The sequence below is a fragment of the Mycobacterium sp. AT1 genome (assembly GCF_002043095.1).
Classification (GTDB): Bacteria; Actinomycetota; Actinomycetes; order Mycobacteriales; family Mycobacteriaceae; genus Mycobacterium.
Window position 1 is genome coordinate 1 of sequence record NZ_MVOC01000038.1, and the last position, 24,791, is coordinate 24,791.

31 protein-coding genes and 2 pseudogenes are annotated in these 24,791 nt (G+C 68.6%); 14 read left to right on the plus strand and 19 right to left on the minus strand.

The genetic code is table 11. The annotated features are described in order from the left end of the window. Window positions 1–124 (plus strand): hypothetical protein (locus tag B1790_RS35345; protein WP_233165195.1); only part of this gene is annotated, 124 nt, incomplete at its 5' end. Here B1790_RS35345 and B1790_RS18195 read toward each other — a convergent pair. The 6 genes from B1790_RS18195 to B1790_RS18220 form a co-directional block, all read right to left on the minus strand. After that, window positions 121–1,341, minus strand: a complete 1,221-nt coding sequence (locus B1790_RS18195; RefSeq protein ID WP_079924678.1) for an SfnB family sulfur acquisition oxidoreductase — start codon at window positions 1,339–1,341, stop codon at window positions 121–123. The two genes, B1790_RS35345 and B1790_RS18195, sit on opposite strands and share 4 nt — an antisense overlap. Further along, entirely contained in the window at window positions 1,338–2,507 is a 1,170-nt protein-coding gene (locus B1790_RS18200) for an LLM class flavin-dependent oxidoreductase (protein WP_079924679.1), read from the minus strand. The genes B1790_RS18195 and B1790_RS18200 overlap by 4 nt, the downstream gene beginning before the upstream one ends. 10 nt (window positions 2,508–2,517) lie before the next feature. Beyond that, window positions 2,518–3,969 (minus strand): LLM class flavin-dependent oxidoreductase, encoded by a 1,452-nt coding sequence (locus tag B1790_RS18205; protein WP_079924785.1) that lies wholly within the window; start codon window positions 3,967–3,969, stop codon window positions 2,518–2,520. Between the two features lie 73 nt (window positions 3,970–4,042). Next, the gene (locus tag B1790_RS18210) at window positions 4,043–4,345 is read right to left on the minus strand and encodes a hypothetical protein (protein ID WP_142271374.1); all 303 of its coding nucleotides are present in this window, start codon (window positions 4,343–4,345) and stop codon (window positions 4,043–4,045) included. A 136-nt stretch (window positions 4,346–4,481) separates the two neighbouring features. Further along, window positions 4,482–4,799 carry a hypothetical protein gene (locus B1790_RS18215; protein ID WP_079924680.1) on the minus strand — a complete coding sequence of 106 codons (318 nt, stop codon included), beginning with the start codon at window positions 4,797–4,799 and terminating at the stop codon, window positions 4,482–4,484. Window positions 4,800–4,928: 129 nt separating this feature from the next. Further along, window positions 4,929–6,098, minus strand: coding sequence for a S9 family peptidase (locus tag B1790_RS18220; protein WP_079924786.1), 1,170 nt, complete (start codon window positions 6,096–6,098; stop codon window positions 4,929–4,931). Between the two features lie 96 nt (window positions 6,099–6,194). On the opposite strand from B1790_RS18220, the gene ddaH reads away from it, so the two are divergent. The 4 genes from ddaH (at window position 6,195) to B1790_RS18240 (ending at window position 10,337) form a co-directional block, all read left to right on the plus strand. Next, window positions 6,195–6,959, plus strand: a complete 765-nt coding sequence (ddaH, locus tag B1790_RS18225) for a dimethylargininase (RefSeq protein ID WP_198952038.1) — start codon at window positions 6,195–6,197, stop codon at window positions 6,957–6,959. A 16-nt stretch (window positions 6,960–6,975) separates the two neighbouring features. Beyond that, window positions 6,976–8,151: a metallophosphoesterase gene (locus tag B1790_RS18230; RefSeq protein ID WP_079924681.1), complete on the plus strand. Its 1,176-nt coding sequence runs from the start codon at window positions 6,976–6,978 to the stop codon at window positions 8,149–8,151. Between the two features lie 31 nt (window positions 8,152–8,182). After that, window positions 8,183–9,202 (plus strand): DUF2993 domain-containing protein, encoded by a 1,020-nt coding sequence (locus B1790_RS18235; protein WP_233165185.1) that lies wholly within the window; start codon window positions 8,183–8,185, stop codon window positions 9,200–9,202. Between the two features lie 112 nt (window positions 9,203–9,314). After that, window positions 9,315–10,337 carry a 1-aminocyclopropane-1-carboxylate deaminase gene (locus B1790_RS18240; protein ID WP_079924682.1) on the plus strand — a complete coding sequence of 341 codons (1,023 nt, stop codon included), beginning with the start codon at window positions 9,315–9,317 and terminating at the stop codon, window positions 10,335–10,337. Here B1790_RS18240 and B1790_RS34710 read toward each other — a convergent pair. Further along, a complete protein-coding gene (locus B1790_RS34710; protein ID WP_158083832.1) occupies window positions 10,316–10,477 on the minus strand; it encodes a hypothetical protein in 162 nt (53 codons plus the stop codon). The genes B1790_RS18240 and B1790_RS34710 overlap by 22 nt on opposite strands. Before the next feature lie 70 nt (window positions 10,478–10,547). On the opposite strand from B1790_RS34710, the gene B1790_RS18250 reads away from it, so the two are divergent. From B1790_RS18250 to B1790_RS18265, 4 genes are all read left to right on the plus strand, one after another. Continuing rightward, entirely contained in the window at window positions 10,548–11,525 is a 978-nt protein-coding gene (locus B1790_RS18250; protein ID WP_079924684.1) for a GlxA family transcriptional regulator, read from the plus strand. 4 nt (window positions 11,526–11,529) lie between these two features. After that, window positions 11,530–12,240, plus strand: a complete 711-nt coding sequence (locus B1790_RS18255; protein ID WP_079924789.1) for an MBL fold metallo-hydrolase — start codon at window positions 11,530–11,532, stop codon at window positions 12,238–12,240. Window positions 12,241–12,248: 8 nt separating this feature from the next. Next, window positions 12,249–12,614 (plus strand): RNA-binding S4 domain-containing protein, encoded by a 366-nt coding sequence (locus B1790_RS18260; protein WP_079924790.1) that lies wholly within the window; start codon window positions 12,249–12,251, stop codon window positions 12,612–12,614. An 84-nt stretch (window positions 12,615–12,698) separates the two neighbouring features. Continuing rightward, window positions 12,699–13,283 carry a hypothetical protein gene (locus B1790_RS18265; RefSeq protein WP_079924685.1) on the plus strand — a complete coding sequence of 195 codons (585 nt, stop codon included), beginning with the start codon at window positions 12,699–12,701 and terminating at the stop codon, window positions 13,281–13,283. Window positions 13,284–13,287: 4 nt separating this feature from the next. Here the strand turns inward: B1790_RS18265 and B1790_RS18270 are convergent, their stop codons facing one another. From B1790_RS18270 to B1790_RS18285, 4 genes are all read right to left on the minus strand, one after another. After that, entirely contained in the window at window positions 13,288–14,007 is a 720-nt protein-coding gene (locus B1790_RS18270; RefSeq protein WP_142271376.1) for a phytanoyl-CoA dioxygenase family protein, read from the minus strand. Between the two features lie 39 nt (window positions 14,008–14,046). Next, entirely contained in the window at window positions 14,047–14,322 is a 276-nt protein-coding gene (locus B1790_RS18275) for a YdeI/OmpD-associated family protein (protein ID WP_369832371.1), read from the minus strand. A gap of 80 nt (window positions 14,323–14,402) precedes the next feature. Next, the gene (locus B1790_RS18280; RefSeq protein WP_079924688.1) at window positions 14,403–14,834 is read right to left on the minus strand and encodes a pyridoxamine 5'-phosphate oxidase family protein; all 432 of its coding nucleotides are present in this window, start codon (window positions 14,832–14,834) and stop codon (window positions 14,403–14,405) included. After that, on the minus strand, window positions 14,831–15,667 hold the full coding sequence (locus tag B1790_RS18285; RefSeq protein ID WP_079924791.1) for an NAD(P)H-binding protein: 837 nt from the start codon (window positions 15,665–15,667) through the stop codon (window positions 14,831–14,833). Before B1790_RS18285 ends, B1790_RS18280 begins: the two co-directional genes overlap by 4 nt. Before the next feature lie 82 nt (window positions 15,668–15,749). Between B1790_RS18285 and B1790_RS18290 the strand changes: the two genes are divergently transcribed. Next, window positions 15,750–16,679, plus strand: a complete 930-nt coding sequence (locus B1790_RS18290; RefSeq protein ID WP_079924689.1) for an AraC family transcriptional regulator — start codon at window positions 15,750–15,752, stop codon at window positions 16,677–16,679. Here the strand turns inward: B1790_RS18290 and B1790_RS18295 are convergent. From B1790_RS18295 to B1790_RS18305, 3 genes are read right to left on the minus strand one after another with little or no spacing between them, the layout of a single operon-like run. Beyond that, entirely contained in the window at window positions 16,669–17,286 is a 618-nt protein-coding gene (locus B1790_RS18295) for an FKBP-type peptidyl-prolyl cis-trans isomerase (protein WP_369832372.1), read from the minus strand. The two genes, B1790_RS18290 and B1790_RS18295, sit on opposite strands and share 11 nt — an antisense overlap. 39 nt (window positions 17,287–17,325) lie before the next feature. Next, the gene (locus B1790_RS18300) at window positions 17,326–17,622 is read right to left on the minus strand and encodes a barstar family protein (protein ID WP_079924691.1); all 297 of its coding nucleotides are present in this window, start codon (window positions 17,620–17,622) and stop codon (window positions 17,326–17,328) included. Continuing rightward, window positions 17,619–18,038, minus strand: a complete 420-nt coding sequence (locus B1790_RS18305) for a ribonuclease domain-containing protein (RefSeq protein ID WP_233165187.1) — start codon at window positions 18,036–18,038, stop codon at window positions 17,619–17,621. The genes B1790_RS18300 and B1790_RS18305 overlap by 4 nt, the downstream gene beginning before the upstream one ends. Window positions 18,039–18,135: 97 nt before the next feature. On the opposite strand from B1790_RS18305, the gene B1790_RS18310 reads away from it, so the two are divergent. Continuing rightward, the gene (locus tag B1790_RS18310; RefSeq protein WP_158083833.1) at window positions 18,136–18,681 is read left to right on the plus strand and encodes a GNAT family N-acetyltransferase; all 546 of its coding nucleotides are present in this window, start codon (window positions 18,136–18,138) and stop codon (window positions 18,679–18,681) included. A 3-nt stretch (window positions 18,682–18,684) separates the two neighbouring features. Here the strand turns inward: B1790_RS18310 and B1790_RS18315 are convergent, their stop codons facing one another. Then, entirely contained in the window at window positions 18,685–19,539 is an 855-nt protein-coding gene (locus B1790_RS18315) for an NAD(P)-dependent oxidoreductase (protein ID WP_158083834.1), read from the minus strand. Between the two features lie 229 nt (window positions 19,540–19,768). Between B1790_RS18315 and B1790_RS18320 the strand changes: the two genes are divergently transcribed. Further along, window positions 19,769–20,425, plus strand: a complete 657-nt coding sequence (locus B1790_RS18320; RefSeq protein WP_079924694.1) for a cysteine hydrolase — start codon at window positions 19,769–19,771, stop codon at window positions 20,423–20,425. Window positions 20,426–20,515: 90 nt separating this feature from the next. Further along, complete coding sequence (locus tag B1790_RS18325) at window positions 20,516–21,127, plus strand: DUF6461 domain-containing protein (protein WP_233165196.1); 612 nt, start codon at window positions 20,516–20,518, stop codon at window positions 21,125–21,127. A 116-nt stretch (window positions 21,128–21,243) separates the two neighbouring features. On the opposite strand, the pseudogene B1790_RS18330 reads toward B1790_RS18325, so the two are convergent. The 3 genes and pseudogenes from B1790_RS18330 to B1790_RS18340 form a co-directional block, all read right to left on the minus strand. After that, a pseudogene (locus tag B1790_RS18330) lies at window positions 21,244–21,585 on the minus strand (transcriptional regulator); the annotation flags it as partial. A gap of 423 nt (window positions 21,586–22,008) precedes the next feature. Continuing rightward, window positions 22,009–22,854, minus strand: coding sequence for a GNAT family N-acetyltransferase (locus tag B1790_RS18335; RefSeq protein ID WP_142271379.1), 846 nt, complete (start codon window positions 22,852–22,854; stop codon window positions 22,009–22,011). Window positions 22,855–22,964: 110 nt separating this feature from the next. Then, complete coding sequence (locus B1790_RS18340; protein ID WP_198952039.1) at window positions 22,965–23,918, minus strand: RNA polymerase sigma factor; 954 nt, start codon at window positions 23,916–23,918, stop codon at window positions 22,965–22,967. Window positions 23,919–24,038: 120 nt separating this feature from the next. Here B1790_RS18340 and B1790_RS18345 point away from each other — a divergent pair. Beyond that, window positions 24,039–24,122: pseudogene (locus B1790_RS18345) on the plus strand (hypothetical protein); the annotation flags it as partial. Window positions 24,123–24,176: 54 nt separating this feature from the next. Here B1790_RS18345 and B1790_RS18350 read toward each other — a convergent pair. Continuing rightward, window positions 24,177–24,746 (minus strand): HD domain-containing protein, encoded by a 570-nt coding sequence (locus B1790_RS18350; RefSeq protein WP_079924699.1) that lies wholly within the window; start codon window positions 24,744–24,746, stop codon window positions 24,177–24,179. Between the last annotated feature and the right edge of the window lie 45 nt (window positions 24,747–24,791).

A 24,791-nucleotide genomic window follows, 5' to 3' on the forward strand; every position in this document is an offset into this window, starting at 1 on the left:
CCGCCACGACTTGACCGTCCACGACGTGAAAGTCCTTCCCGCCGGGGCAATTCCACGCACCACCAGTGGGAAGTTGGCCCGAAGGGCGTGTCGGGCGCAGTATCTCGACGGCGCCTGGGCCTAGATCTGTCCGTGTCGCGGCGGCCGGGTCCCCGAGAGGGCATGGCGGCCGATGTGCTGGATCTTCCACCGCACCGGATCGTGCAGGGTGTGGGTACGGGCGTCGCGCCAGTAGCGCGACAGGTTCCCGCTCGCCGAGGCGCTGCGGGTGCCGCCCAGTTCGAACAGGGCAGCCGACGCCTCGAGTGACGCGCGCACCGCGGCGACCTTGGCGACCGCGACGGCGATCGACGCGGCCGCCGTCGCGTCCGCGGTCGGGTTGGCCCGCGCCGTGTCGACCTGACGGGCCGCCTCGGCGAGCAACGCCTGCGCGCCACGCACGGTGACCACCAACTCCCCGGCGAGTGCGACGACGGTGGGGTCGTCGACGGTCGAGTCGACCCGAGCCTCGAAGTGCGGGCGGGCCTTCGTGGCGTTCCGTACGCCTTCTTCGAGTGCGCCCGTGGCGATCCCGACGTCGATGGCGGCGTGCAGCAACTGGGCCTGGGCGCCGTAGGTGGTCGGCTCGGCGAAGATGGGGGAGAAGGGGACGACGTGCTCCTCGGGTACCCGTACGTCGTCCAGGGTGACGGTGCCCGACGCGGTGGTCCGCTGGCCCATGCCGTCCCAGTCGTCGACGATCTGCAGGCCTGGAGCATCGCGTGGCACGAAGGCCAGTGCCTTGGGCGTGCTGGACGTCGGCGCGTCGCCGGAGCCGTCCGCGACGGACGCCCTGACGATCACCCAGTCGGCGAAGAGCGCTCCCGTTGAGTAGAACTTGCGACCGGCGAGCACGTAGTCACCGGACTCGGCTTTGGTGAGCGTGGTGGAATCGACGTCGATCGGGTGCGGACCGCGTTCGGATTGGGCGTTGGCGAGCAGTCCGCCGCCACGGACGACGCCGTAGAAGAACGACTGTTGCGATGGCGTCCCCTTCAGCCGCACGGCTTCGAGAAAGGTGAAGTGCGAGTGGGGAATTTGCGCCAGTGACGGGTCCGCCTCGGCGACCGACCGAAACACCTCGGACACCACCTCGAAGGGGGCGTCCACCCCGCCGAACTCTTCTGGCACCGTCAGGGCCAGCAATCCGGATTCCTTGAGCGCCCGGACCTGGTCGTGCGGCAGGGCGCGTTCGGAGTCGCGGGCACTGGCGTCGGCGCCGAACTCGACAGAGAGGCGACGCGCCAACGCCACCGCGTCGGCGGCGGTCGTGACGACCTCCGTCGCGGCCGGTGCGGTCACCGCGCGGTGCCAAGGAAGGGGACCGAGGTGGGAGTCGCATCGATCCGACCGGCGTCGAAAAACCCGCGCTCACGCAGCACAGGGACGACGCCCTCGCCGAACCAGTACAGCTCCTCGAGGTGCGGATAACCGGAGAAGATGAACTCGTCGATGCCAATTTCGGCGTATTCGGCGATCCGGTCGGCGACGTCGGTGTGACTACCCACCAGAGCGGTACCCGCCCCGCCGCGGACAAGGCCCACGCCCGCCCACAGGTTGGGTGCGATCTCCAGGCTGCGGGCGTCGTTCCAGGACCCGTCGGCACGGTTGGCTTCGTGCAGGGCGAGCATGCGCTTCTGTCCCTCGGACTGGCTGCGGCTCAGCCCGGCCTGGGCGTTGCGCACCGTCTCCTCGTCGAGCGCGTCGACGAATTTGCCTGCCTGCGCCCACGCTTCGTCGGCGGTGTCACGCGAGATGGTGTGCAACCGAATGCCGAAGCGCACCGTGCGGCCCTCGTCGGCGGCCTCCTTGCGGATCCACTCGATCTTGTCGCGGACCGCTTCCGGCGGCTCGCCCCAGGTCAGGTAGACGTCGGCGTGCTTGGCGGCCACCGGGCCGGCGGCCTTCGAGCTACCGCCAAAGTACAGCGGCGGCACCGGGTTTGGCGGCAGCGCCAGCGCGGCGTCCTCCACCTGGATGTGCTTGCCGTCCAGGGTCACGGTCTCGCCTGCCCACAGCCGCCGCACCACGTCGAGGAACTCGTCGCATCGCTCGTAGCGCGCGTCCTTGTCGAGGTAGTCCCCGAACGACCGTTGCTCGTGGGCTTCCCCGCCGACGACGACGTTGAGGAGCAGACGACCCGGGGCGTGTCTGGCGAACGTTGCCGCCATCTGAGCCGAGAGGGTGGGGCTGACGAGGCCGGGGCGGAACGCGACGAGGAAGGCCAGCGACGTGGTCTCCCTGGCCAGCAGGGCGGCGGTGATGAAGGCGTCCTCACACCACGCGCCGGTGGGGATGAGCGCACCGGTGAACCCGAACGACTCCGCGGCGCGAACGATCGAGCCGAGGTAGTCGATCGAGGCGTCGCGGTCGCTGTGTGCCGATCCGGCCGGGGTGCCGTGACCGCCGCCGACGATCAGTCGGCTGTCGCCATAGGTGGGCAGGAACCAGTGAAGCTTGACGGGCATGGCGAGACTCCTAGCGGCTGGCCGTCGGCTGCGAGGCCGTCGACGACGATGATGAGGGCTTGGTGGAGGGTCGTTCGATTGTCGTCGACGACGGCCCGCCCACCCGGTACCGGGATCCGCGATGTTCGTCGGGGAGGCGGTCGCCCCGGCCAAACAGCTTGTTGCGCAACGTGCCCGGCGCGTACTCCGATTGGTAGGCGCCACGCGCGGTCAACACCGGCACCACGTGGTCGACGAAGTCGGCGAAGGTGCCCGGCGTGATGGCGTAGGCCAGGTTGAAGCCGTCGACGTCGGTTTCGGCGACCCACTCCTGCAAGACGTCGGCGACGCGTTCACCCGAGCCGACGATCAGCGGGCCGATGCCGCCGATCTTGCCCCAGTTGGCGATGTCGCGGACCGCCCATTCACCGCCGTCCGGATCGGCGGACTGGAAGGCCTTGACCGCCGAGAGGATGGCGTTGGAGTCGACGTTGCCGATTGGCTCGTCGAGCCCGTAGCCGGCCAGGTCGACGCCCATCCAGCCGGACATGAACACCAGGGCGCCCTCGGGGTCGCCGTAGGAGAGGTACTCGGCGTGCTTGGCCCGGGCTTCCTCGTCGGTCTCGGCGGTGATGACCGTGGACAGGTTGAAGATCTTCGCCGCGTAGGGATCTCGGCCCGCCAGCTCCAGCTCCCGGCGAATCGTCGTCACCGTCTCGCGAAGGATCTCCTTCGTCGGGGCCGCGGTGAAGATGGCCTCGGCGTTCTCGGCGGCGAACCGGACCCCACGCGGTGAGGCTCCGGCCTGGAACATGACGGGTGTCCGCTGCGGGGACGGCTCGGAGAGGTGGATTCCCGGCACGGTGAAATGCGTTCCGGCATGGCCGATGTGGTGCACCTTGTCGGGATCGGTGAAGACACCGCGTTCGCGGTCGCGGATGACGGCGTCGTCCTCCCAGGACCCTTCCCACAGCTTGTAGAGGACTTCCAGGTACTCGTCGGCGTGGTCGTAGCGGGCGTCGTGGGCCGGTTGGTCGGTCTGGCCCATGTTGCGGGCCGCCGAGGGAAGGTAGCCGGTGACGACGTTCCAGCCGACCCGGCCCTTGGTGAGGTGGTCGAGCGTGGACACGCGCCTGGCGAACGGATACGGGTGCTCGAACCCCGTTCCGGTGGTGATGCCGAAGCCGAGGTGCTCGGTGACCAATGCCATCGCGGACACCAGCAGCAGCGGGTCGTTGACCGGAACCTGGGCGGCCTGCCGGATCGCGGCCTCGTCGCTGGCGCCGTAGACGTCGTAGGTGCCGAGGACGTCGGCGATGAACAGCCCGTCGAACCGACCTCGCTCGAGGAGTCGGGCGAGGTCGGCCCAGTAGGACAGGTCCTTGTACTGCGAGGACCTGTCCTGCGGGTGCCGCCAGAGGCCGGGTGACTGGTGGGCGACGCAGTTCATGTCGAACGCGTTGAAACGGATCGGTCGGGTCACTGGCACGAGTTTGGCGACCGGACCGCGCGACGTCACTGCTTTGCGTCAGGGCGATTCGAAGGGTGCGCGGACGCTACACGCAGAACGGCCCGATGCAGATGCCGCCGTTGGGTTCCCAACCACCGTTCCAGCCGCCGGGGATGGGTCCGCCCTGGTAGGGCGGAGGTGGTGGCGGGCCCCAGCCGACGGGACCGGGACCCCAGGCCGGCGGCGGTGGCGGGCCCCACGGTGCGGGTGGGGGAGGCGGGCCCCAGCGGGCGGGTACGGGTCCGCCCGGGGCGGGTGCGGCATTGGCCACGCCGGTGCTGACTCCCAGGGCGGCGGCGGCGAGTCCGCCGGCCATGGCAATTCCGGCGACGATCTTCGTGGACTTCATCGACATTCGGTCCTTCCGGGTTCGGCGCTGGGCGGAATGTTCCGCCTAGCAACACACCCGTCACGGTAGTTAGCCATGTTAAGTACCAGCTGTGAGCACCGTCAGCATCCGCTTTGCGGCGCCGACGGCCGGGCGACTATCCGCCGCCGAGGCTCTTCTGAAGCGCGATGCACTTGCCGTAGTTCTCGGGGGTGCACGGGATGCCCTGCACCGATCCGTACCCGTTGAAGTTGGGGTCCACGATCGGGCCGGTGGCGGACGCCTGTGGCGGGACGACGACACCCGGAGCGCCGAAGCCGCCCGCCTGGCCCGGGGAGCAGACTCCCTCGAACCGGGTTGGCACGGTGCCGAACGGGCAGTCCTTGGCCACTGCCGGGGAGGCGGCAACCAGGGGCGCAGCAACGAACGCGGCGGCACAGCCGAAAACCCAGATTCCGCGTCTGACGTTGATCATTTTGCTCCAAACGGTTAGCCCGACTCGCGTTAGCTTAGCCTGTCCGCTTCACGTGCGGTGCCCGTGTGGGAACCCGGCCCCTCGTTCGCGCGTGCAGGGTTGTTGGTGCGGGTGGTCAACAGGCGGTGATCAATCGTGGCTCTCGAACAAGTGCCGAAGGAATGGGGTGGTGTCGGGCGTCGACGCCAACACAGTGCCGCTGTGGTCCTCGTCGGGATAGATCTTCAGGGTGACGTCCTGGTTGTTGGTCGTGAGCTGGTCGTAGAGCACCAGCGACGACTTGGCGGGCACATCGGTGTCCAACAGACCCGCGCCGAGGAATATTGGACGGTCGTACCCTGTGACAGCTGTGCCCATGTAGGCGTCCAGCGCTGCGTCGACACCGGGCAGCGCAGCCAGCGGCCGACTGAAGAACGTCGTGGGAGTCATGCCGGCCAGTTCCGTGTCGAGCTGAGGTTTGCAGGTGGTTTCGGCCTTGGCCACGGCATCGAGTCCTACGGGGGACAGGACTGAGTCGACGTCGATGTCGGGGTTGGCCTCGCGGAATCCGGCCAGGATGTAGGCGGTGTAACTGTTGGCGGCGGGTCCCAGTTGTGCAGGCAGCGCCAAGTCCGGTCCACCGAGCTTGATGACGGCCTCGATGTTGGCCGGGGTGCCAGTGGCGACTACGCCGCGGTAGTCCAACCCGGAGCCTGCGCTGAACTCGGTGGCCCAGCGGGCGCTGTTCACCGCCGCGCCGCCGCCTTGGGACTGGCCGATGATGGCCCACTCCGGTGACAGCGGCAGGTCCATGTGATGAAGGGCGAGCACCGAGTCGACGACGGCGTGAGCGGTGGCCATGCTGTTGAGATAGCTCATCAGCCCCGGTGTGCCGAGTCCGACGTAATCACTGGCGACGATCGCGTAGCCCTGATCCAGCCAGTGCGACAAGTACTCGTCGTCCCTGGCGCTGCGTGGCTGCGCCGACGGGGTGCAGTCATCACCCAACCCGACAGTGCCGTGCGCCCACGCCACGACTGGCCAACCACCCTCGGGTGCCGGCCGCTTGGGCAGGAAGACCGCGGCGGTACTGACCGCAGGCTGGCCGTGCTGGTTGAGTGTCGAATACAGGATTCGGTACGCCGCCCCTGCCCCGGTGACCGAGAGGGCCGGATCCAGCGGGACGGTGTCGATCAATCCGCCTGGCGGAGGGATCGGCCCGTCGTAATGCGTGGCGTTCAGACCCGACCAATGCGGGGCGGTCGCCGCCACCGCCGAGGGGGACAGGGCGAACCCCATGGCCGCGAACGCGGCAATCATGAAGGCGAGCGTGATTCTCACAGGAGGGAGCGACGGCACCCTCGCGATGCTGTCACACGGAATCTGATCAGCGCGCCGCTCACCTACGATGTCGGGATGCCTGAGCGCCCCTTCGCACTCGTCCGTCGACCAGCGGACACCCTGGCCGAGGGCATCGTCACCTTCATCGAACGCCATCCCGTCGACCTCGAGTTGGCGAAGCGTCAATGGGACGGTTACGTGGCGGCACTGCACCGCAGCGGTTGGCCGACCGTGGTGATCGCCGGCGACGACGCCATGCCCGACTGCGTCTTCGTCGAGGACGTCGTGGTGATGTTCGGAGACCTTGCGGTGGTGACCAATCCGCGTCAGCCAACGCGCAACCCGGAGACGACGGCGGTGCGGCGAACCCTCGACGACCTGGGCCTCGAGTCGACCTCGATCACCGAGGGAACCCTCGACGGTGGTGACGTCCTCAAGGTGGGTTCCCAGGTGTACGTCGGTCTCAGCGGCACCACCAGCGCCTCGGCGATCGACCAGTTGGCCCGCATCCTGACTCCGCGGGGATACACCGTGACCGCGGTGCCGCTGACCAAGGCGCTACACCTCAAGAGCGCGGTCACCGCGCTCCCGGACGGCACGATCATCGGGTACGAGCCCGTCGTGGACGACCCAGGCATCTTCGAGTCGTTCCTCGCCGTCGCGGAGGAACCCGGTGCGCACGTGGTCGTCCTCGACGACGACCTGCTGCTGATGAGCTCCGCCGCGCCGGAGACCGCCGCGCTGCTCACCGACCGCGGCTATCGACTGGAACGCGTGGACGTCTCGGAGTACGAAAAGCTGGAGGGCTGCGTGACCTGTCTGAGCGTGCGGGTCCGCTGACCATGACGTTCGCCTGATGTTCCTCGTCGTCCTCGGCGCGGTTCTCGCGTCGATGCACTTCTTCGTCTGGGCGAGGTTGGTCAAGGACACCACCCGCCCCGGTCGGGTCCGCTGGATCCTGTCGGGCCTCGTCGTGGCCCTGGCCGTCCTGCTGATGGCGACGTTGGGCCTCCGTGGGGTCGTTCCCGCGGAGATAGCCTGGCCCGGCTACCTGTGGTTCGCGCTCGTCGCGTACCTGTTCTTGGTGCTGCTCGTGCTGGAGCCCGTTCGCTGGATACTGCGACGACGGATCCGGCGGCGCCCGGCGGGGGAGGTGCCGACGGCGCCAGAGCCGGACGCTCCCGAGCCGGACACGGTGAACCGGCGGCTGTTCCTGGCCCGGGCCAGTGCGGCGGCGGCGGGCGCCGTCTCGGTCGGCGTGGTCGGGGTCGGTGCCGCGACGGCGCTGGGGCCGCCGAACGTCGTGCACGTCCCGGTGCGATTGCGCCGACTCGACCAGGGGTTGAGCGGCTTTCGGATCGCCGTGGTGTCCGACATCCACCTGGGGCCGCTCGCGGGCCGAGCGCACACCGAACGCATTGTCAGGATGATCAACGAGACCTCGCCGGATCTGGTGGCGATCGTCGGCGACCTGGTTGACGGCACGGTGGCCGAGCTGGGCTCAGCGGCGGAACCGCTGCGCGACTTGCACTCTCGCGAGGGCACGTTCTTCGTCACCGGAAACCACGAGTACTTCGTCGACGACACGGCCTCGTGGCTGACCGAGCTCGAGCGGCTTGGGGTGCAGCCGCTGCGCAACGAGAACACGGTGATTCGGCGCGGTGGCGCGGCGTTCGACCTCGCCGGAGTCAACGACGTCGCGGGTGCGTCCCGGTCGGACCCGCCCGACTTCGACAAGGCGCTGAGCGGGCGGGACCCGGCCCGGCCGACCGTTCTCCTGGCTCACCAACCGGTGCAGGTGGCCACGGCCGCCCAACACGGCGTGGACTTGCAACTGTCCGGGCACACCCACGGTGGCCAGATGTGGCCGTTCCACTACGCCGTCCGCGCGGTGCAGCCGTCGCTGGCGGGGTTGTCCGCCGTCGGCGACACCCAGCTGTACGTGACAAGGGGAGCCGGGTTCTGGGGTCCGCCGGTGCGAGTCGGCGCGCCACCGGACATCAGCGTGATCTCGCTGGAGCAACGAGGCTGACCCCGCGGACGGCTAGGGCAGAATCGAAGGCGTGACGACACCGCCGCAGGGTCCCAGGCGACCGGGCGAGCGCGGTGAACCCGCTCGCCGGGACGTGCCGCCTCGCCGCAATCCGGGCCCCCCGCGACCCGAGCCGCCGACCCAACGATTCCGAGCGCCGCAACGCCCCGCCGACGCGGCGCCCACCGAACGGCTTCGTCCGCCGCCCCCTGCGCCGCCCGCCGACGCCGTGCCGACGGAGCGGATGCGAGTTGCACCGCGGCCGCTGGAGCGGCCGCACCTCGGTTCTCAGGACACCCCGCCACCGGCGCCCAAGAAGGCTCGGCTTTCGTGGCTGCGCGATCCGCTGTCGCTCGCATTGCTCGCGGTCATCGTCGTCGCGGTCCTCGTCGGCGGGCTCGCCGGTGGCGAGCTGTATGCGCGGCATCGCGTCGACGCGCTGCTGGTCGAGGTCGCCGAGTGCGTCGTGAGGGACGGTGCCAGCGTGTCGTTCGGCGTCAATCCGCCGTTCCTGTGGCAGCACGTCACCGGGCACTACACCAACATCTCGGTGGTCACCGACGGCGACAACGTGCAGGACGCCAAGGGTATGAAGGCCGACGTGTCGGTGTCCGACGTCCGGCTGCTCGGCACGGCGGATTCCAAGGGGACCATCGGATCCCTCGATGCCACGTTGACCTGGACGGCGGCGGGCATCAAGGACACGGTGGCCGCGAACCTGCCTGGCGTCGGCAGCCTCGTCACCGGGGTGACCACCGATCCGGCGGCGGGGACGCTCAACCTCGAGGCGGGCGACATCACCGTGACGGCCAAACCGGTGGTGAACGACGGCGACCTCGCCTTGGAGGTCGTCGACGTCACGGGTCCGCTTGGCAGGGACACCGTGCAAACGGCGCTCGACGGGCTGACCGCGAAGCTGAACGCCCAGTACCCGCTTGGGATTCACGCCGACAGTGTCGAGGTGACCCCGACCGGAGTGGTCGGGACGTTCTCCACGCGCAACGCGTCGATTCCCCAGGACGACGCCGATCCCTGCTTCGCAAGGCTGTGACGGCGGCGCCAGCCCCGTTGTGCTGAGACCCGGCTCGGCACGGGGCTGACGCTCGCTGAGGGTTATGCGATATATTGCGTTTCGCAATCCGCGACGAGCCAGAGGAGCAGGAATGTCCATCGAGGACTTCGAGAGGTATCCGCTCACGTTCGGGCCGAGCCCGATCCACCCGCTCGACCGGCTGACCGCCCACCTTGGCGGCGCACGAATCTGGGCCAAGAGGGAGGATTGCAACTCGGGTTTGGCTTACGGCGGCAACAAGACTCGCAAGCTCGAGTACATCGTTCCCGACGTGCTCGCCTCTGGCGCCGACACGTTGGTCTCCATCGGCGGCTATCAGAGCAACCACACCCGTCAGGTCGCCGCCGTGGCCGCGAAGTTGGGCCTGAAAGCCCGCCTGGTGCAAGAGAAGTGGGTCGACTGGCCCGGCGCGTGGAACGAGACGCGGTTGGACGAGACCGTAGGCAACATCCTGCTGTCCCGCATCATGGGAGCCGACGTACGACTGGACCCGTCGGGGTTCGACATCGGCATCCGCTCCTCGTGGGAGGACGCCCTGCGCGAGGTCACGGAGGCCGGCGGCAAGCCGTATCCGATCCCCGCTGGCGCGTCGGAGCATCCGCTGGGCGGTCTCGGCTTCGCCAACTGGGCCTACGAGGTTCAGCGTCAGGAAGCCGAACTCGGCGTCTTCTTCGACACGATCGTCGTCTGCACGGTGACGGGGTCTACCCATGCCGGAATGATCGCCGGCTTCGCCGGTCAGGATCGGCCGCGAACCGTCCTCGGCATCGACGCCTCCGCGACGCTGGAGAAGACCCGGGCTCAGGTCGCCCGCATCGCCCGGCGCACCGCCGACCTCATCGGCCTCGGACGCGATCTGCGCGACGACGAGATCACCGTCCTCGAAGGCTGGGCAGGCGACCTCTACGGCGTTCCCGTCCAGTCGACGATGGACGCCATCAGGCTCTCCGGCAGTCTCGAGGGCATGATCGTCGACCCCGTCTACGAGGGGAAGTCGATGGCCGGTCTGGTCGACATGGTGCGCGACGGCACGATTCCGAAGGAGTCCAACGTGCTCTACGCACACTTGGGTGGCCAGCCCGCGCTCAACGCCTACTCGGGCTTGTTCGGGTAGCGCGCACGGGAGTTCGCCGACGGCTGCACGCCGTGGGCGAGACCGTTGGCGGCGTGGATGCCGGCCGCCATGTCGGCCATCAGCCGGAACGCTCGGGTACGGCGGATCTTCTGGGGGCGAGACACTCTCTTGTAGAACATGTTTCCACCATTGCCGCCGCGCTCGGCATTGCCCAGTGGCACTAAGGCCGTTATCCGCTAAGATAGTGACATGCATTCGGTGGCCGTTCTCGCCTACGACGGGATGTCGGGTTTCGAGTCGGGCCTGGCGGCGGAGATCTTCGGGATGCACGATCTGTCCGCGGCGTTCTCTGCGGGCATCCCCACGCCCTGGTATTCGGTCAAGCTGTGCTCCGAGAAGCCGGAGGTCCGGATGTTGGGCGGCGCCACGGTGCGGACGTCGTACGGACTCGCCGACCTGGCGGCCGCCGACACGGTCGTCATCCCCAGCGTCGGAGACACCACGAAGCCCGCCTCGCAGGCGCTCGTCGAGGCGATTCGCGCTGCCCACCAACGTAATTCGCGCCTGGTATCCATCTGCTCCGGCGCCTTCGCGCTCGCCGAGGCCGGTGTGCTCGACGGCCGGACGGCCACCACCCACTGGATCTACGTCGACCTCATGCAGGAACGCTTCCCCGAAGTCGACGTCGACCCGACCCCGCTCTACGTCGACGGCGGCAACGTCCTCACCAGTGCGGGATGCGCGGCCGGCCTCGACCTGTGCCTCCACATCGTGCGCTCCGACCATGGCGCCCACGTCGCCAACGACGTGGCGCGACGACTGGTGATCGCGCCGCACCGGGCCGGCGGCCAGGCGCAATACATCGAGTCGCCGATTCCCGAACCGACCACCGACGGCCAGATCGCCGGCGGAATGGCTTGGGCCCTGGCCAATTTGGACGCACCCATCACGCTCGACCAGCTGGCGGCGCGGTCGTCGCTGTCGCGGCGCAGCTATCTGCGTCGCTTCGCCAAGGCAACGGGGACCACGCCCATCAAATGGCTGATCACCCAGCGCATCCAGGCGAGTCTGGCGCTGCTGGAGTCCTCGGACCTGTCGATCGAACAGATCGCGGCGCGGGTCGGGTTCGACTCGCCCGTCACGTTCCGCCACCACTTCGTCCGTGCGCTGCGGACGACGCCGAGCGAGTACCGCAGCTGTTTCACCGGACGGGTGCTCGGTGCCTGAACCGCTGTCCTACGCCTGGGAGACGCCTGCCGAGGGCGTGTACCGGTGCCGGTTGCCGTTCCTCGACGTCACCGTGGGGTTGGTGCGGGGGAGCACTGCCACGCTTCTGGTCGACTGCGGGACGACGTTGGTCGAGGCGGCGGCGGTCGCGGCCGACGTCGAGACCCTCGGCGCGGGAGCGGTCACGCACCTGGTGATGACCCACGACCACTTCGACCACATCCTTGGTTCGGCCGGCTTCCCCGACGCCGAGCTCTTCGGCCCGCCCGCGGTATCGGCGGCCTTGACGACCGGGCTCGCCGGCGTTCGCGCGCACGCGCTCGGCTACGGCGCCGACCCGGTGGAGCTGGATCGCGCCGTCGCCGCCGTCCGGGCGCCGGACCACCAGCTGATCGACGCCGACCTGGACCTCGGCGGCCGAGTGGTACAGGTCAGGCACCTGGGCCTCGGTCACACCGATCACGACCTGGTCGTCGTCGTCCATGGCCGGCCCTCCGTCGTCTTCTGCGGTGACCTCGTCGAGGAGTCGGGCGACCCCTCGATCACGGCCGAGTCCGACCTGGCGTCGTGGCCGCGCACCTTGGACCGACTGCTGGAACTGGGCGGCGAGGACGCGGTGTACGTGCCAGGCCACGGCGCGATGGTGGATGCTGGATTCGTGCGGCGACAGCGCGACTGGTTGACTCACCGGCACCACACCGGTGGCACGCCGTGACGGCTGCGATCGAGTCGGCCCGGGTGGACCGCTGGTTGTGGGCGGTCCGGCTGACGAAGACCCGGCCAGACGCCGCCGCAGCCTGCCGCGGAGGGCACGTCCGCATCAACGACCGACCGGCCAAACCATCGACGACGGTCGTGCCCGGTGATCGGGTGCAGGCTCGGGTGGGAGATACGACGCGCATCGTCGAGGTGGTGCGCGTCATCCAGAAGCGCGTGGGGGCTGCCGACGCCGTCACCTGCTTCCTCGACCACACGCCAAAGCCGCCTCCGACGGTGGCCATCCCGGTGGCCCTGCGTGATCGGGGCGCCGGGCGTCCGACCAAGCGGGATCGGCGACTCCTGGACAAGTGGCGCGCGGGCCAAGGATGAGCCGGCCTCGGCGGCGATGTCGGGTCGTGCGGGGTGGATATATGGGACGATGGCCGGGCGTCAGCAGAGAGGACACCCGGTTACATGACTGAACGACGTCGCACCACGGCCGTGAACGCCGCGAAGATCGCCTGTGCGGGGGTGTTCCTCGCCGGCGGTGCGCTGAGCATGGCGGGCCAGGCCGCCGCCGATCCAGAGGTGCCGTTCACGCCGGTGCCGGGAGCTCCCGCCGCGCCGGCGCCTGACCAGCAGGTCGTCGCGGGCGGTGACGCCCCGCCTGCACCGCCGCCCGTCGGAGCACCGGTGGTGCCCCAGGTCGCCAACCAGCAGTACGGATCGGGATCGGGACCCCTGGGCTTCATCAGGGATGCCTGGAACCAGGCGAAGGACCCCTATGGCGTCGGTGATTCGCCGGACGGCATGCCAGTGGGCGCGCCGCCCCCACCAGGGGCAGGTCCGCCACCGCCGCTTCCGCCGGGATTCAAGTCGTTGCAGTTCCCCGAGTCCGAGACGGCTCCCGTGGCGGCGGCCCCGAACTCCGGTGGACCGGCGCTGCCGCCCGGCTACTACCCGCTGAACGGTCCGCCGCCCCCCGGATTCGACGCTCCGCCGCCGGCGCCGGCCGATCCGGCGGCGCCACCGACGATCGTCCCTGCCCCGCCGGGTTAGCTCCTCAGCGTCGCCACGCCGATCCGAGCGGCAACTGCGTGAACGGGGTCAGCGGCTCGGTGAGTAGTACCGGCGCCTGCGCCATGAATCGTGGTGTGTGACCGCGATGTTCGTCCGCGGCGTGCACGGTCAACGGGTGCACCACGTACATGTCGCCGGGTCGGCCCGTCGCGACGACGACCTCTCGATGGGTACTGGCGTCGGCGACCAGCGGACCGCACGCGAAGGCGTCGACCGACTGTTCGCCGAGGACCGCGGCGGCGTCGCGGTGCGACCCGGCCCGAATCCGGGTGGGTGCGTTGTCGGGACCCACCTCGGACAGGATGGTCAACAGCAACACCGTGTGGGGGCGACCGCTGACCGCCCACGTGCCGTCTGGCAGTGGAGTGTTGAGGTCGACGTGCCACCCGCGGTCGTCGACGACGGGGCGCACCGGGAACCGGATGGGTACGTTGCCCAACGATCCGCGCGGCAGCCAGCCACCAACCCCGCAGATCGCGTCGAGGGTGTCGGCCAGTTTGCGGCTGCGGGTAAGGACGCCGAACGGACCGTCACCGCGCAGATCGGCGGCCCACACCACCGGCTCGGTCCACGTCTCCGGCTGGTCTGGCGACATGGGAATCCGGGTCCACAGCTCCCGCTGTGCCGCCTCGGCGACCTCGCGCGGCGCCGCCGCCTCGATCTTGACGTAGCCGTTTTCGGCGAAGTCGTCGACGTCCATCACCCAAGCGTCGCGGATCGAGTACCGCTGGCGCCAACGGTTTTACGGAGCTGGGGGTCGCTTGGTGGTCGTGCGGTGCTTGCATCCTGGCCAGCAACACGGACGGCGCTTGCCCTCCTCGAGCTCCTCCTGCGTGCGCCGGATGCGACGCTCCCTGGTCTTGTCCTGCTTGGCGTCCTCGACCCAGCAGATGAACTCGTTGCGTGCCAGCGGCGTGATGTCCTGCCACGCAAGCAGAGCCGTGTCGTTCGCGACCAGTGCGCTGCGCAGATCGGCGGGCAGTTCGTGCACCACTCCGCCGGGTACGTTCGGGCTCATGATGTCGGGTCCTCAAGAGGGCAGACGGCTGGGTCAATCGACAACGTACACCGACCTCACCAGTTCGCGTGAGGCGCAACTCAATCCATCGTGTAGCGGTTGACCGTCTCCGCACGGATGATCAGCCGCACCTGGTCGTCGGCCAGGATGTCGGCCAGGTCGTCGGCCCTGGCTGGGTCGCCGAGGTCCCAGTAGCGGGCGGCCAGTCGCGTGGCCAGCTCGTGGGCACCGTCGGCCACCACCTCGGTGGGACCGGCGATCGCCACCCAACGCTCGCGTTCGCCGACCGGCGCGGCGACGACGAGCGAGGCGCGGGGGTCGCGGCGCAGGCGCCGTACCTTGGCGGTGTCCGGGCCGGTGAACAATTCGACCGTGCCGTGGTCGGTCGCCTCGAACCAGACGGGCCGGGGTTGCGGTGGCTGCGGGCCCGTGGCGACCGTCAGGAATCCGAACAGCGGTCGTCGCAAGAACTGCAAGTCGTCCTCGGTCAGCGAGGTGGTGCCGTCGCTCATCGTTGCCACGCCCCCGTCGCGGCGGTCCGCACGACGTAGTCCTCGAAGCTGCGAGGCTGCCGGCCCAGTACGGCGGCGACGTCGTCGGTCGTGGCGGCGATCAGCCCGCCTGCCATGAGCTCGAACATGTCGGCGACGGAGCGGGCCTCCTGCTCGCTCAAGCCCTGCTCGACCGCGGCGGCGACGTACTCCGCCGTCGACACCTGCTTGTAGGTGATGGGCAATCCCGACGCTCGGGAGATCTGCTCGACCGCTTCGCCGAAGGTGAGCCCGCGCGGTCCGGTCAGTTCGTAGGTCCGGCCGGCATGGTCGCCGGGCTGGGAAAGGACCGCGGCGGCCACGGCGGCGACGTCCTCGACGTCGACGAACGGTTCGGGCACTTCGCCGGCGGGAAGCGCCAGTTCTCCGGCGACCAGCGGCGCGTGGAAGACGTCCTCGTCGAAGTTTTGCTGAAAGTTGGACGCCCGCAGGATGGTCCACTCCAGCGTTCCGCCGCGGACCGCGTCCTCGGCGGAGCGCATGTCCTGCCCGAACCGGGAGTCACCCCAGGTGTCGGCCCCGCGACCCGACAGCAGCACCAGCCTCCGCACTCCGGCCGCCTCGGCCGCGGCGACGAAGTCGTGTGCCGTCCCCACCTGGCCGGGGGCGATCAGATAGGCGGCGGTGATTCCTCGAAGCGCGGCGTCCCAGGTGTCGGGTTCGGTCCAGTCGAACCGGATTTGGCTGGAGCGCGAGGCGGTTCGGACGGGGGTGTCAGCGAGGCGCAAGCGGGCGGCGACGCGTCGGCCGGTCTTGCCGGTGGCGCCGAGGACCAGGGTGTTGTCAACGCTCATGATGTTCATTCAACGCAGGCACGTCGGACGAATCCATGGGTGATCGGCCGATTTGCATGTGCAATCGTCTAACGTGGCTGTCGTGAGTGTGTTCGACGACCTGATTCGCGGGGTGCGGGCCAACGGCTCGTTGTTCGGCAGTTCGACTCTGTCGCCACCGTGGGCGCTGCACTTCGTCGACGGTGCGCCGCTCACCTTGTGCACCGTGCTCGGCGGATCCGGGTGGATCGTCGCCGACGGCTGTCCGCCCGAGCCGCTCGGCCCCTACGACACGATCGTCGTGCGGGGCCCGACGACGTTCACCTTCGTCGACGAGGTGGGAACCGCGGCCGAGCCGATCGTCTGCGGCGAGGATTGCGCGACACCCGACCAGGGTGGCACCCGGCATCGGCTCGGCTGGAGCGACGTCGACGAGGGCACGGGTGGGACCACCCTCATCGTGGGCGCCTATCCGGTCCGCGGCGAGATCAGCCGCCCACTCCTGGACGCCCTGCCGGTGATCCTCCGCGTGGATGCCGGGGGCACCGGCGACCCGGTGCTCGACCACCTCGCGGCGGAGGTGGCCCTCGACGTCCCGGGTCAGCAGGTGGTGCTGGACCGGTTGCTCGACTGGATGTTGGTGTGCACGCTGCGCGAGTGGTTCGACCGGCCGGATGGCGAACCTCCGGCGTGGTGGGCCGCGCAGCGCGATTCGGTCGTCGGTGACGCCTTGCGCCTGCTGCACGCCGACCCGGCGGCGCCGTGGACGATCGCCTCACTGGCCGAGGGGGCGAATGTGTCGCGGTCGACGTTGGCCAAGAGGTTCGCCGACCTGGTCGGCGAACCTCCGCTGACCTACCTCACCAGGTGGCGCATGACGCTCGCGGCCGACCTGCTGGTCGAGCGGGAGAAGGCCACCATTGCCGACGTCGCCCGCGAGGTGGGGTACTCGGACCCGTTTGGTTTCAGTGTGGCGTTCAAACGGGTCCGCGGCGTCAACCCCAGCGAGTTCCGCCGCGCGCTCAGCCCGTGATGCCGAGGATCTTGATCGCGAAGACGAGCGAGTCGCCCTTCTGGATGCCGGCGCTCGGCTGGCCCTCGGGGTAACCGTCGGCCGGGTCCATGGCCACCGCGACGGTGGACCCGACGTTCTGGCCCGCGATGGCCTTCTGGAAGCCGGGGACGACGCCGTCGAGTGGGAACTCGGCAGGCTCGCCACGCTGGTAGCTGCTGTCGAACACGCTTCCGTCGCGACCGTTGACGCCCATGTAGCAGACCGAGACCGTCGCCGTGTCGGGGACGACGGGGCCGGAGCCGGCCTGAAGGGTGTGCACCTGGGTGGCGGTGACGCTGAACGGCCCGGTCACCGTGACTTCTGGTGCAGCCGAGTCCGTCGACCCGGTGACCGCGACGGTGCCGGTCGCGCCTGGCAGCGTCCACTCGGGGGTGCCACCGGCGGCGGGGGCGGCCGACGGGCACGACGCCGCGGCGGGTGCGGCGACCGCCGACGAGGTGCTCGCGGCAGAGGTGGACGAACCGGGTTCAGCGTCGGCGTCGGAGCCGCACGCGGCGAGCATCATGACGAGCGGCGTGGCACATGCCACGAACGCGACGGAACGGGACCCGCGAGTTGAATTCACGGTGGCCACGCTACAGAAGGGGCGTTTCGCGACGGTCGCTCACCTCAGGTGCAGCGGCACTCCGGCGTCGTCGAACACGTCCCGTACCGCGTCGACGAACTTCGCCCGTCCGCGATTCTCGTCGCGCAGATGCCGGCGGGACAGGTCGCTGTGCTGCCAGTCGAACTCGTAGGGCTCATCCGCAGGCGTGCCGAATCCGCCACGCAGACAGTCGGCCAGGGCGTCGAGGTTGTTTCCGAAGTATCCGCCGGGACCGTTGACTGCTCGACCTATTTCTCGGTAGAAGTCCTTGGGGGTCTTGATGTTTCGTCCGTCGATTCGGATGGTTCGCGTCACGGTTGCCCGCCTACGTCGGTGATCAGGCAGAAGGAGTCGTAGTGATCGGCGGTGTAGAAGTACTCGCGCGGATCGGTAGCCGGTGATCCGCCGGTGACGATGCGCCGCGTCGCCCGGTTGTGCGCACCCGGTGTGACCACCGTGTACTCCCGGTAGTAGCCCCGTGCCTGGTCGGGCAGGTGACCCTCGCGGTTGCCGAACACCGCCCCGTCGTCGTGCGGAAAGGTGAAGGGGCCGTTCGAGTGGATCGCCCGAAGGGTGTCGGGGACCTGGGGCGGGAGGGTTGCCACCGGGCAGGTCCGGGGGCCCGACGCCGTCGGAGTGGCGGGCGGCGTCGGCGGCGCGAACGTCCAGGCGACGGCGGCGACGATCAGTCCGCACAGGACGACGAGTGCCCACCTTCCTCGTCGACCCACCTGAGCTCCCCTCCGACGTCGGATCGTTCGTCGACTACATCATCACCCTCTGGCGTGCCGTCGCGGGCAAGCCCCGCCCGGCTGGCATTCTGGGTCCGTGACGAAGGTGCGCGTCGCCGAATCGGGTGAGCTGAGCCAGGGCCAGTTGGACACTGCCGAGGCGTTGGTCCGCTCGGCGTTCGGTGACGGTTTCCGTCCGCACGACTGGCTGCACGGCGTCGACGGGGTGCACGTGGAGATCAGCGACGGCGGCGTCCTGCTGGCGCACGCGTCGGTGGTCACCCGCACCCTGCGCCATGACGGCCGTAACTTCGATACCGGGTACGTCGAAGCGGTCGCCGTGCGCGAGGGCCATCAGGGCCGTGGCCTTGGTCGTCTGGTGATGGATTACGCCGAGTCCGTCGTCCGCGAGCGGCATGTCCTCGGGGCTCTCAACGCCGTGAAGAGCGCTGTCCCGTTCTATGCCGCCCGCGGCTGGGCGCCGTGGGAGGGGCCTACTCGGGCCGACACGCCGGAGGGATTGGTCGACACCTACGACCCCGCGGACCGAATCTTGCTGTTCGCGACGCCGTCGAGTGAACTGACCGGGTTCTCGAAAGGTGTTCCGCTGATTTGTGATTGGCGCGAAGGGGATCTTTGGTAAGAATCACCCGCGGAAAGGCGGCAGCGCCGTCGTCTTGCGGGTCAGTTCGACGAACATCGGTTCATGGGTCGGGTCGACGGTGATTGCGTTCCACAGCCGGCTCCGTCCCGCGGCCGAAATCGGAAGCAACGACGGGTCGCCCACCGCCGCCAGCAGCGTGTCGAAGTCCTCCGCCGACGCACGCAGCGGTCGCGGATTGGATTCGTCCAGCGCGCGTGTGACGACGGCTGCCATGGGCCCCAGCCGGAAGAGGCGCAGGGCCGTCTCGTAGTCCCCGCCGAGGACGTCGGTCAGGTCGAGTGCTTCCCGCAGGCCCACCTCGGCTGCCATGACGAAGGAGTTGGTGATGAGCTTGTAGGCGACGCCCGAACCAGCCGGTCCGACCTTCTCGACCTTGCCCAAGGACGTGAGCACCGCTTCGGCGCGGTCCACTGCCGCAGGCACGCCCCCGACCAGAAAGGTCAACGACTTCTCCCTGGCGTAGCGGACCCCACCCACGATCGGTGCGTCCACGACCGCCACCGCGGGATCGGCGTGACGGTGCACGGCCTCCATCATGTCCGGCGTGGTCGTCGACCCGACGACGAGCACGGCCCCAGGCCGCAGGCCAGCGAGGATGCCTTGGTCGCCGAAGTGCGCTGCCGGAATGTCCTGGGACATGACCAGACTCAAGAGGACCTCCGCGCGGGTGGCGGCGTCGTACGGCGACACCGCGCGTTGCGCTCCCGAGGCCACCGCAGCGTCCAATCGGGCCGGGTCCACGTCGAACGCCGTGACCGCGTACCCGTCGGCGACGAGATGCGGGACCAGCTCCGACCCCATGTCGCCGACGCCAACGATGCCTACCGAGATCGTCATTCTTGCCTCCATCGGAGCCGCCGCTCCTGTGCGCGATTGTCTACGTAGGTCGTCGTCGACCCGCCCGTCGAGAACGTATGCGGCGTCCGGCGTCCGGCGCATTACCGTCAGCAGGCATACGCGGCCGGGCGTCAGCGGGGGTACGCAATGGTGGCGAACACTGACGACAGCGGTCGCCGGCAGCGGCATCATCAAGCGTGACAACCCTCGAGCGGAAAGAGTCACCCCGATGAACTGGATTCAAGCCGACACCGCCGTCGTCTTCATCGACCCGCAGAACGACGTCCTGAGCCCCACCGGCGTCAACTGGGGAGCGACGGGCGCCAGCGTCACCGAGAACGACACCGTCGCGCACATGCTCGCCATCTTCAAGGCGGCAAAGGCCGCGTCGTTCGGCATGTTCATCTCACCGCACTACTTCTATCCGACCGATCATCGCTGGCTGTTCAACGGCGCATTGGAAGCCGACGAATTGAGCACCGGCACCTTCGACCGGCCGGGCCCCCTGAACCTGGACGGCTTCTCGGGCTCGGGGGCAGACTGGCTCGAGGAGTTCAAGCCCTACATCGAGGATCCGAACACGATCGTCGTCAGCCCGCACAAGGTATTCGGTTCGCAGACAAACGATTTGGTGTTGCAATTGCGCAAACGCCGAATCAACAAGGTGCTGCTGGGTGGCATGCTCGCGAACATGTGCGTCGAATCGCACCTACGCGATCTGCTCGAGCAGGGTTTCGAGGTCTACGTGGTCCGCGACGCGGTTGCGGGACCGCGTCACCCCGAGTGGGGTGACGGCTATCAGGCCGCTCTGGTCAACTACCGCTTTCTCGCCCATGGGGTGGTCACCACCGAAGAGGTGGTCGCCGCAATGCAATCGACCGTTTAGTCGGCCGACGAACCGCCGACTGTGGGCACCGCGCAGCGGACCGGCCGCACTAGAATCGCCGCGTCGAGGGGAGACGGTGTGTCGGTGACGATGAACGACTATTCGTGGTGGCGAACCTGGCGACCGGCGTGGGCGGAGGCCCATTGCGTCACCCTCGTCGGCGACGCCACCGCCGACGGCGTCGTCGACGCGCTCCACGCCGATCCCGTGACCCGCGTGCGCGGCGCCGACGCACTCTACGACCACGCCGTCGCCGACTGGACCGGTGGCTACGACCCGTCCCGCGCCGTGATCGGCGTCGCGACGCTCGACGACGCGTGGACCTTGGTCGCCGAGGTCAACGGCTACGTCGGGGTGACCGAACGACTCGTCGGACCGTTGTCGTCAGGGCGAACGGTGGTGTCGCACTTCCGCAACGTCAACGCCGTCCACACCTTCCACTGGTGGCACGACGGGCGGCTGCTGGTCGACGCCGACCTGATGTTCCCGGCGGAGCGCTCCGGCAGCGACCCGGACGCCATCGTCGAGCACGTCCGAGGCGTGGGCCTTCCCGTCGACGCCGACCCCGAGGAGATCGCGACGACCGACCTAAGTGCAGCGGGATTCGCACTTGCCCAACGCATTACCGGTGTCGAGTGCACCCCGGTACTGTTCGAACGCAGTGACTTCGTCGTCGCGACGGTCGACGTACTCGACGGGTGACTCGATAATCCACCATCAAGTCGTCGCGAGTGTGGAGTTGTTGGCGCCATTTCACCGAAAACCGATGCATAACTCCACGTTCGGCGATCGGTGGGGTCGTCGCGTCAGGCACTCGGCGAGAGGCGGCCGACGAAGAGGTACCCGCGACCACGGACGGTGCGGATGTACCGTTGCGACTCGCCGTCGTCGCCAAGCGCACGCCGCGCCGCCATGATCCGGCTGCTCAGCGCGGCATGACCGACGAAGCGTCCACCCCAAACGGAATCGAACAATTCGTTCCTGCTGACGAAGCGGTCATGATGTCTGACCAGTTTCGCAATCACTGCGAAGACCTGCGGTTCGACGCTGACGCGTTCGTCTCCACGCCGAAGTTCGGCACGACGGGTGTCGAGGACGAAGTCGTCGAAGCGCCATGCGCCGGCGTGCGTGACGTCGTTGTCCCTCAGGGGATTTGGCATGGCGGCTCTCCGACGTCCTCGGCAAGTGGCTTCCCGACGGGATTGGCGTAGAGGACTTCGGGCGTGGCCGTCGCGGCGTCGCTTCCCTTCGTGCTGATGCGCCTGTTTCGAATCGTGTTGTGCAACAGAACATCTCCATTCGATCTCCATATGCTCTTCATGTAATCGGCCTGCCGGCGCGTGAGGCTTGTCGGCATGACGAAGAGCGAGTACGTCGGAACCCGCCCCCCGCATGTTGAAAGTGTTGTCCCATGCCATGGTTCGGACTCCGTGCATGTCGAACCCGGCCGGCTCCGTGGGTGGTTCCGATCCTTGAGCCGCCGACGCAACGGGCGGTCTCGGACGCGCACCAACCGGCCAGGGCAGCACGCCCGTCGCGCCGACTTCGTCGAACGTGCGGCCATGGCGCGCGAGATGCACCGGCTATGAACCGTGGGATTCCGTTGAGTCACCGGGTGACCACATCCAGTTCTGCCGCTCGTACAGCGGCCGCAGGCCGCTACGCACGAGATTGGTCAACGACGGGTTGACTTCACCGTCGCCGGGCTTCCCCGTCTCGGCACACAGCCAGCGGCAACCCGCGTTTGCGGCCTCGTTGGCCCGGGCGGCGATCAGCGCCGACTGCGCACCGCGATTGCGATGGGTGTCCAGCGTGGCCGTGGCGTTCAGGGACCCCACGGGCCCGTGTACGAACAGGTTTGCCGCGGCCACCATTTCGTCGCCGTCCCAGGCGGCGAAGGGACGAAATCCCGGGTGGGTGAGGGCCTCGGCCAGCATGTCCGACAAACCGGCCGTCGGCATGCCGAACCCGCGCAGCGCCGTCGACGCCCACAGCGGATAGTCGAACGCATCGACGGGCCTGATGGACAAGTCGGTGGCGTGACTCATCTGGACGTCGTCGGCCGCGCCGACGAGCTTTATCCACGGCGACGTCGGGGTCAGTCCGTGACGGCGACAGATTTCGGGCCAGTCCTCGGGCAGGCGAGCCGGCGCGATCTGGATGACGGCGCCTGTCGCCTTCTCGGCGAGATAGAAGGCGACGAGTTCCTCGACGAGCTCTTCGGTGACCGGTTCGGTCACCCCGAAACCAAGCGCCTTGCTCCAGTATCCGGTGACGTCATGGCGCACCGACAGACACACGCCGCCTCCGATCCGTGCGGTCGCAATGCCGAGCGCACGCTTGGTCGCGGGGGACGCCGTCGACTCGTACCGGTACATGAACTCGGCCTCGGCCGCCTCGGCCAACGAACCGATCTCGTCTTCACGCATGTGAACCTCACCGTGGGTTGTGGCCCGCTCCATCAGCGGACCTCTACCTGCACGATGCGCAGCGGGGGTAAAAGGTTCGGTCCGGCGCCCAGGTTTTCGTGCGATGTGCGTCACACTGCCGGTCGAAGCTCAGCTCGCGGGCGCGGATGGAACAGCCGCACACGGCTGACCCGGCCCTCGTCGGTGAACAACGCCCATGCCACCCCGGGTGGGCAGTGGAACGGGTCGTGCGGCGGATTGATCAGGTCGGATTCCCAGATCACCACGTCACGACCGGCGACGACGTTGGCGATGCGGTGGCGGACGCCGGCGGCCAGGTCGCGGTCCATGGCTCGGACGATGTAGTCGAACCCGTGGGTGTCCTTGCCCGTGGGCCACGTGATGTGCACCGCGGGACTCCACCTGGCGCTCAACTCGGCCAGGAACGAGCCCCGCTGGGCAGCGTCGATGACGTTCTCGGCGTCATCCCGCGCGGCGAGCCGTGTCGCGGCGTCGTCGTGGGACAGATCCGCCGTCCTCATCAGCGCGTCGTGGAGTTTCACCCGAGCCTGGTTGAGCCGGCTGCGGACCGTTCCGATCGGAACGCCGCACAGTTGCGCGATCTGTCCGTACGCACTGACGTCGGTGAAGTACCGCAGGATCACGACCAGCCGAAGGTCGGGCGACAGCTCGTCGACGGCGTGCCACACCCAGTCCCGCATCTCGTGCCGCTCCACCAACGCGGCGGGATCCATCGGGTCGACCGACGCAAGCACGGACTCGTCGTGCGACATGGGCACGGCAACCCTGGACCGCAGATGCATGCGGCAGGCGTTGCGGACTATCGCGTGCAGCCATGGAGCAGCCGCTTCGGGTCGTCTCAGGTCGCCGATGCGCTGCAGGGCCACCAGAGTGGCGTCTTGGACCGCATCCTGTGACTCGGGACCCGAGCCCAGGATGCTCAACGCCACGGCCCGCATGCTGGTCTCGTGCCGGGCGAGCAGCTGACCAAGTGCTGAGACGTTTCCGCTCTGGGCGGCCACGACGAGCTCTGCGTCGGCAGTGAGTCCGGTGCCGGCCGCCATTTGCCTCATCTCCTTGGATTTCGGACGTGCTGCATTGCTTGCCCAAAAGGTACCTGCGGCAGCTGGCAGATTCCTTTGGTGCGCAGCGCCTTCGGCGGTCGGCGCTGGCCGAGTGCCTAAATGTCGCGCGGAATCTTGGGTGCCGGGGGAGGTGACGTCTCAACACACCTGAGTTGGTCGGGCCTTCCCGACGACACGCGCAGCTTCACGGTCAGCGTGTCCGACCCCAACGCGCCGAGCAGGCGAGTTTGCCATGCGTCAGTCGGTAGAAGTCCACGGCTCCCTGGCGAAGACCCGTTCCACCATAGGTCGAAAGAAGTCGAGTGGACGGTGCTCGAAGTCCACGTCGAAACAGTTCTGGTCGTACTTCTCGCAGAACTCCACGCAGTCGTCGAACCACTGGTGCCCGCGGTACTTCTCGCGGGCGTCGCGCACACCACCCATGTGAGGGGCGTAGTAGTACTGCTGAAACTCGGGGTGCACCTTGACTATCCAGGCCAGTCGCTCGGATACGTAGGGCGCGATCACCGAGGCGGCGAAGGCGCCGTGGGCGTGCGGTGCGTAAGTGTCACCCACGTCGTGCAGCAGCGCCGCGACGACGTACCCGTCCGAACGTCCGTCGTCGACGGCCCGGGTGGCCGACTGCAGGGAATGATCCAGTCGGCTGATCGGGTAGGCCTGTCGACCGTCGGCGAGAGCCTCCACCAGGCTGAGGACACGGGGCACCAGCCCCGCATTGTTCGCTTCCTCCGCGCGGTCGATGAGGGCATAGTCCTCCGCGGTGCCCTCGGACATCGTGCGGTAGGTGGCGCGTGTCTTCGTGTTCATGGCCTGTTCCTCTCGACGAGCTTTCCCCTTCAACCGTAGTGACGG

Excerpts from the sequence above, each read along its gene's own strand:
- B1790_RS18320 (WP_079924694.1), top strand. The coding sequence starts at position 19,769 with ATGAACTGGATTCAAGCCGACACCGCCGTCGTCTTCATCGACCCGCAG.
- B1790_RS18240 (WP_079924682.1), top strand. The coding sequence starts at position 9,315 with ATGTCCATCGAGGACTTCGAGAGGTATCCGCTCACGTTCGGGCCGAGC.
- B1790_RS18200 (WP_079924679.1), bottom strand. The coding sequence starts at position 2,507 with ATGCCCGTCAAGCTTCACTGGTTCCTGCCCACCTATGGCGACAGCCGA.
- B1790_RS18250 (WP_079924684.1), top strand. The coding sequence starts at position 10,548 with ATGCATTCGGTGGCCGTTCTCGCCTACGACGGGATGTCGGGTTTCGAG.
- B1790_RS18265 (WP_079924685.1), top strand. The coding sequence starts at position 12,699 with ATGACTGAACGACGTCGCACCACGGCCGTGAACGCCGCGAAGATCGCC.
- B1790_RS18350 (WP_079924699.1), bottom strand. The coding sequence starts at position 24,746 with ATGAACACGAAGACACGCGCCACCTACCGCACGATGTCCGAGGGCACC.
- ddaH (WP_198952038.1), top strand. The coding sequence starts at position 6,195 with ATGCCTGAGCGCCCCTTCGCACTCGTCCGTCGACCAGCGGACACCCTG.
- B1790_RS18315 (WP_158083834.1), bottom strand. The coding sequence starts at position 19,539 with ATGACGATCTCGGTAGGCATCGTTGGCGTCGGCGACATGGGGTCGGAG.
- B1790_RS18210 (WP_142271374.1), bottom strand. The coding sequence starts at position 4,345 with ATGAAGTCCACGAAGATCGTCGCCGGAATTGCCATGGCCGGCGGACTC.
- B1790_RS18325 (WP_233165196.1), top strand. The coding sequence starts at position 20,516 with ATGAACGACTATTCGTGGTGGCGAACCTGGCGACCGGCGTGGGCGGAG.
- B1790_RS18220 (WP_079924786.1), bottom strand. The coding sequence starts at position 6,098 with ATGATTGCCGCGTTCGCGGCCATGGGGTTCGCCCTGTCCCCCTCGGCG.
- B1790_RS18275 (WP_369832371.1), bottom strand. The coding sequence starts at position 14,322 with ATGAGCCCGAACGTACCCGGCGGAGTGGTGCACGAACTGCCCGCCGAT.
- B1790_RS18230 (WP_079924681.1), top strand. The coding sequence starts at position 6,976 with ATGTTCCTCGTCGTCCTCGGCGCGGTTCTCGCGTCGATGCACTTCTTC.
- B1790_RS18285 (WP_079924791.1), bottom strand. The coding sequence starts at position 15,667 with ATGAGCGTTGACAACACCCTGGTCCTCGGCGCCACCGGCAAGACCGGC.
- B1790_RS18340 (WP_198952039.1), bottom strand. The coding sequence starts at position 23,918 with ATGGCGGCCGGCACCGGACTCACTGCCGACGCAGAGCTCGTCGTGGCC.
- B1790_RS34710 (WP_158083832.1), bottom strand. The coding sequence starts at position 10,477 with ATGTTCTACAAGAGAGTGTCTCGCCCCCAGAAGATCCGCCGTACCCGA.
- B1790_RS18335 (WP_142271379.1), bottom strand. The coding sequence starts at position 22,854 with ATGCGTGAAGACGAGATCGGTTCGTTGGCCGAGGCGGCCGAGGCCGAG.
- B1790_RS18280 (WP_079924688.1), bottom strand. The coding sequence starts at position 14,834 with ATGAGCGACGGCACCACCTCGCTGACCGAGGACGACTTGCAGTTCTTG.
- B1790_RS18215 (WP_079924680.1), bottom strand. The coding sequence starts at position 4,799 with ATGATCAACGTCAGACGCGGAATCTGGGTTTTCGGCTGTGCCGCCGCG.